The organism is Shewanella sp. 30m-14, assembly GCF_052977125.1.
The window spans coordinates 25506-39200 of sequence record NZ_JBRILW010000009.1 but is presented as its reverse complement, the minus strand read 5'-3'; the positions used below and the strand labels follow the sequence as shown (position 1 = coordinate 39200).

The 13695-nt window shown below is 44.0% G+C and carries 6 protein-coding genes; all 6 read right to left on the bottom strand.

What is annotated here, in order from left to right; translation table 11 throughout:
- Positions 1-254: 254 nt before the first annotated feature.
- Positions 255-2372, bottom strand: a complete 2118-nt coding sequence (locus ACVBIU_RS08665; RefSeq protein ID WP_447163535.1) for an MtrB/PioB family decaheme-associated outer membrane protein — start codon at positions 2370-2372, stop codon at positions 255-257.
- Positions 2373-2385: 13 nt separating this feature from the next.
- A complete protein-coding gene (locus ACVBIU_RS08660; RefSeq protein WP_447163534.1) occupies positions 2386-3372 on the bottom strand; it encodes a DmsE family decaheme c-type cytochrome in 987 nt (328 codons plus the stop codon).
- Positions 3373-3498: 126 nt separating this feature from the next.
- Entirely contained in the window at positions 3499-5481 is a 1983-nt protein-coding gene (locus tag ACVBIU_RS08655; RefSeq protein WP_447163533.1) for an OmcA/MtrC family decaheme c-type cytochrome, read from the bottom strand.
- A 356-nt stretch (positions 5482-5837) separates the two neighbouring features.
- Positions 5838-8159, bottom strand: a complete 2322-nt coding sequence (locus ACVBIU_RS08650; protein WP_447163532.1) for an OmcA/MtrC family decaheme c-type cytochrome — start codon at positions 8157-8159, stop codon at positions 5838-5840.
- 453 nt (positions 8160-8612) lie between these two features.
- On the bottom strand, positions 8613-10949 hold the full coding sequence (locus tag ACVBIU_RS08645; protein ID WP_447163531.1) for an OmcA/MtrC family decaheme c-type cytochrome: 2337 nt from the start codon (positions 10947-10949) through the stop codon (positions 8613-8615).
- Between the two features lie 527 nt (positions 10950-11476).
- Complete coding sequence (locus ACVBIU_RS08640) at positions 11477-13636, bottom strand: OmcA/MtrC family decaheme c-type cytochrome (protein ID WP_447163530.1); 2160 nt, start codon at positions 13634-13636, stop codon at positions 11477-11479.
- Positions 13637-13695: the final 59 nt, after the last annotated feature.

Sequence of the window (13695 nt, the reverse complement as noted above, 5' to 3'; positions counted from 1 at the left end):
CCATGAAAGACAGAGAGGGCAAGCACGAAGACAAAAGCTAAGTTCGTTGAGTTTTATCTTTAAGCTTTTCCTCCGAGAACTCGGTGAAAGCGAAGCGCTTCATGGTAGATAAGCACTTATGGAAGAGTTATGGTTGATGTAAATTTTTTGCAACGGTCACACAGAGAAGCCAAGCACGAAGACAATAGCGACGATTATAGGCAATAAAAAACCCGCATTAAGCGGGTTTTTTGATGTACCGAGGTTTACTTGAATTACAAACGGTAGCTCATGCTAAGCATGATGAGGTGTGCATTATAGTCGTGGCTATTATTACCAAAGCTTAACACGTTCCAAATGCCATCTACTGCAATGTCATTTGCTGCATCGTTGTCTTTATAGTTTTCCATCTTATAGTCCAAGCGCAGATCCATTTTCTCTGTTGCTTTGTATAAGGCGTAAACATTGACGTTATGCACTTTAGCGTAGTAATCACCATAATCACCGGTGATACCTTGGGTGACTTGAGTGTTACTGTTTGAGTCTGAGTATGTGTAATCAACACCTAGACGTAGCTTTTGCTCCATCAAGTTGTTGTAGCTAAAGCCTGCACCGATAATGTCGAATTGATCTTCAACTACACCATACCAGTTTGGTGCACCAAGGTTAGTGCTACCTGCTTGATCTGAATCTATGTTCTGACGGTTATAGAAAGCCGTTACTGTCATATCATCATTGATTAGGTAACTGACACTAGCGTCATAACTCATATCTTTCGATTCGGTCAGACCGATTTGAGTTTCGTTATAATCATCAAGCGCATAACGAGCACCAAAGTCTAGCGTTAAGCTATCAGTTGGATTATGGGTAACACGTGCTTCGATTTGAGTACGGTTTCTATCGGCAAGGTTATACTTGCGCAGTAGGTCGTTTGACTCATCAGATGTCAACTCAGACGCTTGATACTTAGAACCATCACGTTGACCGTAGCTACCTTTAATCCACATGTTCCAGTTGGCAAAAGCACTGAGCTGGTATTTAGCCCAAAGTGTACTTTCATCAGTGGTTTCACGATCTGAATAGCTACGCTCATCCTTACGGTAGTCAAAGCCACCTTCAAGCTTGTGGCCGCGAGCAAGACGATAGTCTGCACCTAGTTTAGCTTTATGAGTGGTGATGTCGTATGGCGTATTGTAAGCCGCTTGACCCGTAGTAGAATCGATGCTGATCTGCGTCCACTCTTCAACATTGGTCTTGTTATCGCGGTCGCTATAATCATAGCTTGCGTTTAAACGCAGTTGACGATTAATACGAGAAACCACTTTTAGGGTGGCGCCGCGCGTGTCGACTCGACCGTCAAGTGATTCACTTGGCAATTGATAACCATAACCCGATGTATTGAAGTCTTGATCTTGAGTCATCTGGCCTAAGTAAAAACGGCCATTCATCACTGTTCGGCCAGCAACATATTGACCAAGAACAGATACCGTATGGGCTTCGTTATCAGGATCGAGTGACATGTAGCCAGTAGTTTGCGCGCCAAAGGTTGGGCTAAACGCATTCTCAAACGACAGTTCACTATACTCATTCTTGAAGATAGAGCCGTTATAATTAACCGAAGTAAACCAGTTGTCTCCAGAGAAGCGTACGCCAGCTTCAACAGTATCTGTGGTGTAATCCACAGGTTCAGCAAGCATCATTGACAGGTTGTAAAAGCTACCAGATGCTTGTTTAAGACCAGTTTTGTCTTCACGTTGATAATTAACGTAGGTGCTCCATAATGATTCACCTTGCTCATTTGAAAACGTATAGTCAAAGCCTAAGCCAGCACGTTCACGCTTAAGTGAAAGCTCAAGTGGGTTTAAGCTTGAAGACAAGCTGGTCATGTCTTGTGTGCTACCGGCATGAACCCAATCGCCAGGAAGCGTTAGATCATCACCGCCAATACCTTGATAAGGGCTCATCGCCTCATCGGTTTTGTAAGTTTTGATTTGACGGTAATTTAGGTTCAAGTTGTATTGACCCTGCTTACCGACATTAATCTCGGCACGACCATTTTCCATGCCTAAATTGTCAGCTTCGATAGTGGCTTGGTAGCCATTTTCGCCAGTGTATTTCACATCAGCGTCAACTTTACCGACAAAGCCACCTTCAGTTGCAAAGGCATTCGCGGAGCGAATATCATCGCTGTCGCTATAACCCGCGCCTACGCCAACAGTACCTACAGTGCCTTTTTCGACTTTACAGTTTTTACACACCCACTTGTCGAATTTTACTTTTTCGGTGTTCGCATTTTGAATGCCATAACCATCAGCTGCGATAGCTGCACCAGACATAAACATTCCGGCGTTGGTAAGCAAAGCGAGCGTGACTAAATTTAATTTGAATTTCATCTTCTCGTCTCCGTTAGCGCTGGAATAGTTGGCCAGATGGATGGTTAGAACCATGGATCTGGTTATGACAGTTCAAACAACTACGTCCACCAGTCATTGCGTTACCGCCAACAGTTGAACCTTGTTCAGTGTTGCCAAATAGCGCTTGACCGCTATGTGCCGATGAGTGGCACTGTTGACAAAGCTGTGGAGCACGAGTCTTTAGCATGCCTTCGTTAACGCTGCCGTGTGGGTTGTGGCATGTCACGCAGTCTTCAGTAACGGGTGCATGCTCCCACAGTTTTGGGCCGCGTTTCTCTGCATGGCATGAATAACAGGTTTCGTTAACATTAGGCTTAACTAAATCTGAATCACTCATGGTGCCGTGTGGGTTATGACAATCGCTACACACCATTTGCGCCCACTTCATTGGATGGCTTGAACGCTTGTTCATGTCCGCTTTTTGCTGAGTATGACAGCTAGTACACACTTCCATTTCAGTGTTCTTAGAAAGAACAGGGTCTTTGGCTGTGTGTACCGAGTGACAAGAAGCACAAGCAACGTCTGCATTGTCGTGGTGTCCACCATTCCAATCCATACGCTTGTCGTCTTTATGACAGCTCATACAAACACTGTTTTGCTTCTCAGCGCTCAGTGTTGAATCAGGACCAAAAGCGATCATTGGCTCGTTACCGCCGCGGTTATGTTTACCCATTGGGCCGTGACACGCTTCACATTGAAGGCCAGCCATAGGGCTCTTGCTTGAATCAACTGAGCCGTGAACACCCTTAAATAGGTCCATCACTTTTTCAGATTTTTTGTGGCACATAAGGCAAGAGTCAGCACCTTTTGGTGAGTACTTACCTTCAGCAAATTTCTGATCCAGTGTGGCTTCAACTTCATCTGGCGTCATCTTAGCATCCCACTTTGACGCAGTCGCCGTCTGAGCAAAACCTAGTGACAGTACAGCCGTCGCCATCAAGGCTGGCAGTAGGGTTTTTAATTTTTTAGTGATCTTCATAATAGCTTCCTAAATTTGCACAATTTTGAAGAGAAAGTGGGGGAGAGGCCTCCCCCTTTTTTCAAAACTCTGGACTCAAGCGTTAACTAAGTCGTTAACAACGAGAGTCATTGAGTGTTGCGCAAATTACATCTTTACCGCAGTGTGATCGCCTGGAGTAGGCGCGTGGCAGAAGAAACAGGTTTCTAGCTGAGCTGCATCGCTAATTTGTTGTTTTGTCATTTCAGAGTTATTAACAATCGCGCCTTGGCCTTCTGCGTGGGCTTTGAAGCTGTCCATGTTGTAGCTATGACAAGACACACAGGTTGCTGCAATAGGTGTGCTGTATGCACCACTAGATGTTTCGATAGCACCTTTCTTCTTGAATGCGTCACGATTGAAGTCGCTATGGCATTGATCACAGTTCATGCCTGCGATAACTGCGTAGTCACCTTGGCTATGTGTCTTATGCAGTCTCATCTCTAGTGCTAATGAGTTTCCAGAATAACCGACTCCGTCAGGAGTATGACAAGTTGCACAAGCGTCAACACCAACAACCATTTCACCGTCAGCATTTTCACGGCCAAGCTGTTCTGTCATCACAAAACCAGCATGGTACTTTTCGTGAAGTTCCCATTCGGTGGCATGACAGCTTTCACACGCTTTAAAGTTAACTGAATCGGTATGGCGTACGCTTGGCGCTTGACCAGATAAGGTGCCATGTGCCATAGCGGCCTTCATACTAGTATGTGATACACCTTCTTCACACTTAACTGCCGTCTCACCATCATTACATAGAGATAGACCGATTAAACTGAACGCGGTGTCAGTATCTGTTTTTGCATCACCGTAAGGTAGATCTTTGATTACCGTTACGAACTTACCATCAACAATATCAGTCTCTGTTAAGTTAATAATAACTTTCTCGGTACCGTTTATTGGATTAGTTTTGTAACCCATTACAGGATAATTCGGTCCAACATTGGTGATGGTTTCAAGTTGTTCAATCTTGTCCACAATAGTTGTTGCATCAATTGCAGTACCTGAGGCATCGGTAATCGTAACACTTAGAGTTGTATCACTACCTGAGTCAGTTTTTAATGCAGACAAACTAGCTTCCATTCCATACTGCTCGATGAAAGCTTTCTTTTGTGCAAAACCTTCAGTATGCAACTCTTCTGTCCAGCTTGCGTTATGACAGGCGATACAGTTTGAGTTGTCAGCTTGCTGTGAGTGACCTTGGCCAGCCTTAAAGTCAATGTTAACGTGACAGCTAGTACAGGTTTCCATGGTTGGAACGCGTGACCAGTTACCCCATTCGCTTAACTCGTCGCTGCCTTCTTCTGGTGCTACGTGACAAGTCGTACAGTTATCTTGCACGATTGCGTTGGCTTTATCGGCACTCTTGTCCATGTTTCTGCCGTACATCTTGGCATTGTTGTGTACGTTATGGATTAAGTGATTGTAAGCAACTTGAGGTTTGCCTTTTTCATCAGCCATCTCTTGTGTATGACAAGCAGCACAGGTTTCTGAAGTGGTATAGCCGTGGTAAATTTTCTTACCTTCAGCGTGGCATGAGTTACAGCTTGCAGTCGCAACAACATCTTTAGTGTATGTCGCTTCGTAGCCTTCGCCTGAGAAGTCTTGTGACAGCTCAGTGCGAGGTACTGTAGTCGTACCGTCAGCGAGGGTTGAAGCACTTGCAATGACGTTATAGCGTTGAGTTAGCTCAGAGTTGTAGCCTTCAACAGGAATGGTAAAGCTATAGTTACCATTCTTTTGATCTTCAAATTCTTTTTGTGAGCCAATGTATTGCCACTCTGCACTATTACCCGCACCAGTAGCACCCTGTGGAATAAGTTGTACCACTTTTTTCACTTCAAGCGCGGTAAGACCAACAACTGGGAGGTCTTCTTCGTTTGTCGCAAAAACATTAATGGTTGGTACGCCATCAGTGTAAGTGACGTCAGTCACCTTTAGGTTAAGCGTGTTGATGTAATCAGCTGCTGGGCCACCTGGATTGCCAGGATTACCGTCGTTACCATCGTCGCCACCACAGCCTGTAAGGGCCATAGAGACAGCACCTGCTGCTAGAAGCAGCGCAATTTTAGATTTATTAGTATTCATCATTTTTTCCCTGCATAGGTTTGGCACTGTCTTAGGCGTGTGGCTAGATTTAGTGAAGCCGACTGTAATTTTTTAATTGCCGCTTAAGTCAATGCTGGAAATAAGATTCCCCAATGAAAGGCTAACGTAATGTAGGGCTAAAATCTGCATAACAGGTGCTAAGATGTGACCTAGATCTGTCTATTTCTAAAGAGGTATGCAGGGGAGAGGCTAGAGAGGTTAAAAGTTGAAATTATTAAGCTTATGTGAGTGATAAATGTAATAAAGTTTTTAATGGGTGTTGATAATTGTTCCCATTAAAAAGGGAGGCAATGCCTCCCTTTTTGATTAATCAGTTAATAAGCTTAGTCGATTAACTTCTATTGACCATGTAGTTGCATTACTTGCTCTGGAGAATGACAAGTAGAACAAGTTTCTACTGCTTTTTTGGCTTCAGACATCTCTGGACCAAAGTATGCACCATTGGTAGTCATATGACTCAGCGCTGCATCGCTCATATACTTCTGGTGACAACTCATACATGCAGCTGCATCTGGAGAAGCGTACCAAGTGTTTTCTTTAATCCACAGTTTCTTTGCTTCTTTATCTGCATCGTTTTCTGGATTACGAATATCCTCTGGTATTTTTTGAGAAAGGTCTTTAGGTAGCGCATGGGCTGTACCCGCGCTGCGGCCTAATTCAAAGCCATACACTGGACCTGAGTAGCCTTCACCTTTAGAGTGACAAGTCATACAGTCAGTTTTAACAACAGTGCCTGTATAGTGACCTTCTGCTTTGTGAGCTTTATAGATGAAGCTTGTAGATTTGATTTCACCAGTTGACTGGTAGAATTCATTCTTAACTTCTGTTACGCCTTTATCTGGCACGTGACATGCCTGACAGTTTACGCCGTTGTCAAAGTGAACAATTTCTTGATTGTGACAACTAGTACACTTAGCTGCATCGATGATATCACGACGCTCTATTGCTGGCTTTTTGGTATCTTGAACACCAGTGCCATTCCAAGTAAAGCGTAGTGGCTCATCTTGAATGTATGCATAAGAGGCAATTGAGTTCCCCTTATCATCTGTTGTATCACATGCAATAGGCTTAACTAGTGGAGCACCAAAACCGCCATTGCTGAAACAAGTGGCAACACCTGCAAATAACTCTACGCTCTTACCTTCTAAAGCCGGTAGAACTAATTTGCTGTTGGTGCTATTAATGCTAAAAGTATGAGTCTCAGGATTGTAGGTTGATACAACAGGATCCCAAGGGTTAGCCGGTGGTAGTAAAGCAAAACCACGGGCACTGTACTTAGTTTCGTCTGTATATGCTGGGTAGTCTTTATCTATATCCCAAGATAAGTAGATGCTAGATGGTGTGTACTGGCTAGGGTTTTTGATAAGTTCTATTGCCACTGGCGCATCTTTTTCATCTAAAATCTGTACATCAAAAGTTAATACATCTTTGGTACCGTTGTTACTAACTTCGATATTACTAAATTTAGCTGAATAGCCTTGGCTTTCTTTGTAACGCTTGGTTGCGTCGCTATGGGCTCTCTCTGCACTGCGACCATAAGCTTCATTACCATTATCGTGGCAAGACATACAGTTAGTGCTTGAGTGATTACTAGAAGGCTTTTCAGTGTGACAACCGATACAAGCTGTGTTGCTCAAGTCTGCTTTGAAAAGATCTGCATTTGCAGGTGCATTTTCGCCTTCAACGTGACACGCCGCACAATCTGCTGCAGGGTTTTGTGGGTACATCACCTTACCGTAGTCATGTACGCCACCGCCGTAGCCGATAACCTTGTATGGAGCTGGAGCCATACCTTCAGGTGTGTTGATTTCTCTGTTACTACCTTTATGAATAGCATGGATCATGTAGGTGAAATCGACGCTGTTGCCGGTCTCTGGATCGCCAGATGTTGCTGTGTGGCAAGAAGCACAGTTTTCAAGATCGATACGACGACCGCCATGGAAAGCGAGGCTCTCTGGCTGGTGACAGGTGTAACAGGTTTCAATCGCAACGACGTTACGAGTTTGAATACCATCGGTCATGCCTGTTGATGGCTGCCAATCAAAATGAGCGTTAGCAGCAAAGTTAGGTAGTTCTAGCTCAAGTGTTGCACGCTGGGTAAATTCAGCATTATAGGCTACGGCAACAGGTTCGGTTACATTGGCAACATTTTGCTGGAAGCTGTAACTGTAGGTGCCATCACCATTGTCAACAAAGCAAGTTTCGCAGCTAGACGCTTTTTCTACGTTAGCTTGGAATTGATTAGAAGGTTTGATATTTGTCTCGCCCTCAGGGATCCAGTCTTGGTTAGGTGTTTTCTCTGCGTTGATATATGCCTGCCACTGGAAGCCTCTATCGACTTCAGTTTCACCCATCAACTCTGTGACATGAGATAGCTGAGCGATACCAAAACGTAAATCGTGGTCTTTTGTTAGACCCAGAACAGCTACGCCGTTGTCGTTTTCAAGTTTAAAATCAACTGTGACAGTACCCGCATCAACAGTTGCATTGGTGAAGATTGCATTCATGCTTTTTGCATTGTCGATGCTTACACCAATCACGCCATCTTGGCCGTCGTTACCATTATCGCCATCGCTCCCACAACCGGTAACTGCTAGTGATAGCAATCCGGCTGTAAGCAATGCTTTTGAAGCAGCGCTTAGATTAAATTTTTTCATCATTTTTTGTCCCTGCAATAGTTTTATTCATCACCAATTACATTAGTTGTATGAGAATGACTCTCTTTAACCCGTAATTAATGTGTGGAATTTTATTTCCATTTCTAAGGCTAACTAAGCGGGAAGCAATTAGCAGGTGTTTTAACCCCTTTATGTGATTGAGATCTGACTATTTCTTTAGAGGTAGTCAGAAAAGAGTGTTTTTAGGACTAATTTAATTATCGTTTAAGAATTGCTCGCAAATAGAACTCCGTTTGTTGCATAAATGTTGATTGGTTGACGCTTAAGTTTTCACCTCTTTGCTTGGATGTTTTTTCGTTATGTTACCGATACATAGTGGCGACAATATGCTAGTGGTTGATTGCTTCTTAGACATAAAAAAAAGCGAGAAGATAAACTTCTCGCTTTGCTGTGGAGTTAAGTCTGCTATCCCGTTAATCACGGGGACGCTAAAGACTATTTGTAGTTAGTTGGATGTACTTTGTCTACCCCGAAAGATTTACCTTCAGCGTGACAAGTTGCACAGCTTTCTGTGCCGTCATAAGTACCACGTGGGGCACCAAATACGCCACCGTTAGATTCTACGTGAGCACCGAAGCTTTCTTTTGTGTGGCATGAGCCACAAGCAGCTGCAATTGGAGAGTACTCAACATTTTCTCCGTCAAGCTTTGCCATAACCGCTGGTAACGTTGCGGTATCGCTCATTGCTAATTGCCCTTTATTATGGCAAGAAGCACAATCACCATAATGCTTGGTAAAGGTGATCTGTTCACTGCCTTGACGTAAGTCACGCTTGTTTGCGTGAAGCGTATGAATTAAGACTTTATAGTCAAAACCGTTGTTAAGCTCACGGCCATTATGACGTTGGGTTAATTCTGCTGTGTGGCATGAAGCGCAAGAGCCATCAGTAAATGATCCATTATTCAATACGGTCGCCTCTGGCGAATGACATGCTACACATGAGCTAGATTTTGCTGGATGATGTTTAGTAATGTCTAAGCTATTATCATGACAACCCTGACAAGCGTTATCGGAAGATACAACGCGGCGACTATCTTGAATTATACCAAATGTTGTTGAGTCAGCATTGATGGTGGTGAATACAACACCTTCATCGTCACAGGCTATCACCTCTTCACTATCTGGGTTCGTACATAAACGAGCGCCGACAAATAGGCTACCTGAGTTTTGAGTACCAAAATCAGCAGCATTTATACTGTTGATGGCATAGTCGTATGACTTGTTATCTTCAGTTTTAACAGAAACGATGCCACTTTCAATTAATGCAGACGAAGCAACATTCCACGACTTTCTATTTTTATGGCTTCTGTCATAGTTATTGAAATCAGTTTCTGTCGAACCAGCTGCAATTACGTTTAGTTCTTTAAAGAACGATAACTCGCTAGGCGATGATTCAAGTGCTATATCAAATGTGACGGTAAATGACAAGGTTGCGTCAGTTGCATCATCAAACGATATTGCGCTATTAGTGACTTCGAAATTAAAGTCTTGTTTAACTATTGCGCGTTCCAACTCACTTCTTAAATGGAACTTGGCTGCGCCCATAGGGTTACTGTCATCGGCATGACAAGCTGCACAATCACGTTCAACGTATTGTGGGAATTGCTCAGAGTGGAATAGACCACGGGCTGTACCATCCCATTCAGGCGCTGCGAATTTTTCGTGACAACTTAGGCAGGCTTCCTGTCTATGGAAGTGAAACTGCTCCGCTTGAGCTGGCGCGTTTTCGCCTTCGATATGACAAGATTGACACGCTTTAGCATCTGCTGGGAAGGTGACTTCACTGTAGTCGTGCGCTTTTCCGCCATAACCAATCATAAAGTATTGACCTTTGTGGATCTGGTGCAGCATAGAGCCCATATCGATAGTCGCGCCAGTTTCTGGATCACCTGAATAGGTGGTATGGCAGACGACGCAGTTCTCGATTTCAATGCGCTTACCACCATGCATTGATAGCTTAGGTGCCCATGCGTGCTCGTAGTTGTCATTGTGGCAGCGAATGCATGATTCTTGTAGATCTACCAAGTTACGGGTTTCATCCGCTTCGGCTTCGCGATCAAGAGCTGGAATGAAATCGTAATGGGTGTTAATTAAGGTTGCGTTACTGACTACATTGGTCGGCTTTAGTTCTAGCGTGATGCGGTGAGTTAACTCACTTTTAAACTCGGTATCTAAGCCTTCAATTTGCTCGTATTGGTTGAGCGCTTTAGAAAAGGTGTAGCGATATTCACCGTGAGCGAGTACTTCGATGCAGGCCGTCTTACAGCTAGTTTCAATATTCGCTTGAATTTGTGGGCCTTGATGTTTATCCCATCCTTCTGGTAACGCTTGACCATCGGCGATACTACCAGGGATTTTGATGCTATTAATATAGCTAACCCACTGTGATGATTTCTCTCCTTTCATCGGCGTCGCTTCCGGCTCAGGGCTGTCAAAGCCTGGCAACGGACGGTCGCGTTTTTGCAATGCATCAAGCTTTGCGATACCAAAGCCTAAGGCGTTAATGTCATCGAATGACTCTAAGCCTGATACCGCAACGCCATTAGCCGTTAGCAGTTCAAAGTCTACGGCAACAACACCTTCAGTGATTGTTGCATGTAAGATATTGGCTTTGAGGCTAGTCGCTTGTTGGATATCGATGCCGATATTGCCATTATTACCGTCTTCGCCATCTTTGCCGTCGCTGCCACAACCGATCAGAGCAATTGCAAACGCTCCGATGCCGATGGCTGATTTTACAGCGCTTGTAAGTTTATACCGATTCATCATCATTTTTATTCCCTGCATAGGTTATATCTGCTGTGAGGTTTGTACCTCTTTAAGCATGAGGATCTTCCTCAACATGATCTTACTCAAAAGAGGTCGCTGACTTTGAGGTGAGGGGATTAAATGTGAACTGAGTCATCTGCTGAACAATAGGGTGTTAAATTATGTTAATACCCATTATTTACATATAGTTATATCGTGTCTAAGGCCAGCTTTAAACCAGTGTTAATTTTGAGCGGTTAAAGCTTAAGTTAGGCTTAAGCAATTAGGTTAATTTGTATAGGAAATTGATTTGAATCAAACATGCCGCCATGGATGAGCTTTGAGGTTTAACCAAACTTTTACATTGTAGGGGTTGAATGTTATTCAGTTAGCGTTTGATGTTTGTGTTGAGTTGAGTCTTGTTAGTGGTAATGTTAAATCAATCAGCTTGCTGTTGAACTTAATGTTTGTCGAAGCGGTGAGAGGGCCATAAAAAAGAGGCCGTAGCCTCTTTTTAGTTTTACTTTAGCGAGTGTTAATCATATCCACAATTAGTTACCATGGATCTGCATTAACTGCGCTGGATTATGACAGGTAGAACAGGCCTCTGAAGCTCGAGTTCTCACATCATCTGCGCTCATACCATCTAAAATACCACCGTTCGCAACGATATGATTTGCACCAGAGTCACTTAGGTACTTCTGGTGACAGCTTAGGCAAGCGCCCGCATCAGATGAAACCCATATATCAGCGCCAGTTGTTGTATCACCGTAGCGCCATACTCGATCGCTAGCTCGACCTAATTGAATACCATCAGAGGTGTGGCAGGTTGAGCAGTCAGTTTTCAGCACAGTACCAGATTGGACACCAGCATATTTTAGGTAATGTCCATCAGCTTCGTGTGCTTTAAATGCATAACTAGTGGCTTTCTTACCACCAGGGTAAGTGCTATCGGTTTTAGTTGTCTTGTCTGATGTATGACAGGTCTGACAGTTATACCCATTGTTGTAATGGTAATTTTCCTGGTTGTGACAGCTTTGACATTTTGCGGCGTCAATAATCGAGCGGCGCATAGCAGCCTGCATAGTCTCATCGACTCCTGTGCCGGACCACACAAATTGATAAGGCGCTTCTTTAACCGCTACCGAGCGAGTTTTGTCGGAGCACTCTGTCATAACGATTTCTGCTACACCGTAGCCACCATTATTGAAGCAGACCTCGATTGCTGACCAAAGCTCAAAGGTCTTTCCATCAGCATCTGCTGGCATATCAAATGTGCTACCCACAATCGTGAAGGTTTTCGTTGCCGCATCATAGGTGCCGTCTGATAGCTTGAATCGACGCTGGCTATATGGTGCAGTGGCATAAGCAGGGAAGTCTTTATTAGTGTCCCAGGCTACAACTACACGGGTGCCTGTTTCGATAAACTCAGAACCAATTGCAGCGCCATTGCTATCTTGAATTTGAACGTCAAATGTGAGTTTACCATTACCGTCAAGGCCGACATTACTGAACATGACTCCCATGGCTTTGGCGTCAACGTATGCCTTTAATACATCGCCGTGACGTTTTTCTGCACTACCTGTACCTGGGTAAGTGTCGGTTGAGTTATGACAAGCTACGCAATTGGTACTGCTATGGTTTTGAGATGGCTTCTCTGTATGACAACTAATACAAGCTGTGTTACTTAAGTCAGCTTTAAACAAGTCTGCATTTGCTGGTGCGCCTTCGCCTTCAACGTGGCAAGAGGCACAGTTTGCAGCAGGCTTTTGCGGGAACATAACTTTACCGTAATCGTGTACGCTACCACCGTAACCAACAATTTTGTATGGCGCTGGTACCATACCGTCGGGTGTGCTGGTTTCTCTATCTTCGCCTTTATGAATTGCGTGGATCATGTAGGTAAAGTCAACACTATTACCACTTTCTGGGTCGCCAGAGGTAGATGTATGGCAGCTAGCACAATTGGCTAGTGCAATACGTCGGCCACCGTGAAGCTCAAGACTCTCTGGCTGATGACAGGTATAACAGGTTTCAATTGTCACGACATTACGTGTTTGAATGTCTGTCGTAGCACCTGTTGAGGGTTGCCAATCGTAGTGTGCGTTTGCCGTTGCTTGGGGAAGTTTTAACTCCATTGTTGCTCTATGGGTATTATCTTCACCGTAGGTGATTGCGAGTGGTTCAGTAACGTTGGCAATATTTTGTTGAAAGGTGTAGCTGTAACTACCATCACCATTATCGACCAGACAATCTTCACAGTTCTTGGCAGCTTCAACGTTGGCTTGATATTGCGGCGATGGATTTAGGTCGCTCGTGTCAGCAGGTGGAGTGCCAGGCTCTTTCAGTGCATTAATATAAGCCTGCCATTGATAACCTCTGTCGTACTCGACCTCATCAATGGTTTCAGTTACTTTGGCAAGCTGTGCAATACCAAAGCGTAAGTCATAGTCTTTATCTAGACCCAGCACAGCTACGCCGTTAGCGTTTTCTAGGTTGAAGTTCACTGTTACGGTACCATCAGTGACAGTCGCTTCTGAAAATTGCGCCTGGACGCTAGTGGCTGAATCGATATTGACTCCAACTACACCATCTTTTCCGTCGGCTCCGTCATTACCATCGCTACAACCAAAAAGCAGCGCTGAAGCGGTGAGTGCAAGTAAACTCAGTTTTAAGTGTCGAATTTTGTTATCCATAATTATGCGTTCCATTCTTTATGTCGCTAATTGTTTTACATCACAAACTGTTTATTTAAAGAACAGGGCCTAAA

What these genes read in the sequence shown, in the direction of transcription:
- ACVBIU_RS08665 (WP_447163535.1), bottom strand. Translation starts at nt 2,372, where the DNA reads ATGAAATTCAAATTAAATTTAGTCACGCTCGCTTTGCTTACCAACGCC.
- ACVBIU_RS08660 (WP_447163534.1), bottom strand. Translation starts at nt 3,372, where the DNA reads ATGAAGATCACTAAAAAATTAAAAACCCTACTGCCAGCCTTGATGGCG.
- ACVBIU_RS08655 (WP_447163533.1), bottom strand. Translation starts at nt 5,481, where the DNA reads ATGATGAATACTAATAAATCTAAAATTGCGCTGCTTCTAGCAGCAGGT.
- ACVBIU_RS08650 (WP_447163532.1), bottom strand. Translation starts at nt 8,159, where the DNA reads ATGATGAAAAAATTTAATCTAAGCGCTGCTTCAAAAGCATTGCTTACA.
- ACVBIU_RS08645 (WP_447163531.1), bottom strand. Translation starts at nt 10,949, where the DNA reads ATGATGATGAATCGGTATAAACTTACAAGCGCTGTAAAATCAGCCATC.
- ACVBIU_RS08640 (WP_447163530.1), bottom strand. Translation starts at nt 13,636, where the DNA reads ATGGAACGCATAATTATGGATAACAAAATTCGACACTTAAAACTGAGT.